This window comes from Faecalibacterium sp. DFI.5.82 (assembly GCF_029076575.1).
GTDB lineage: Bacteria > Bacillota > Clostridia > Oscillospirales > Ruminococcaceae > Faecalibacterium > Faecalibacterium duncaniae.
Genome location: NZ_JARFIS010000524.1, coordinates 1 through 310, shown reverse-complemented (window position 1 = coordinate 310; position 310 = coordinate 1). Strand labels below are relative to the sequence as shown.

Below are 310 nucleotides of genomic sequence, written 5' to 3'. Positions count from 1 at the left end.
GTATGGAGAATGCAAGCCGCCGTTATGACAGCGAGAAGGTCAAGAAAATGATAGAGCGTCAAAAGAAAAAGTATGGCTGGGAGTTTTTATTCCTCGGTGCAAACATCGACGCGGTTGAGACGGCAAGGCATTTCGGAATTGGTGCAGACCGAGCGGTCAACTACCACTCTGACCAGGAGGGAACGCAGCTCAACTATGAAGTTCTGAGCGAAGCGGTTTCTGCTGTCCGATGCAGCGTACCACTGGGTACGAATTGGAAAAAGCGTATTGATGAGGACTTCAATTCCAGAATGGACGGGAGAAAGCAATG

The 310-nt window shown here is 49.4% G+C and carries 1 pseudogene; it reads left to right on the top strand.

From position 1 onward, the window contains the following. A pseudogene (locus tag P0G09_RS17720) lies at window positions 1-310 on the top strand (hypothetical protein); the annotation flags it as partial.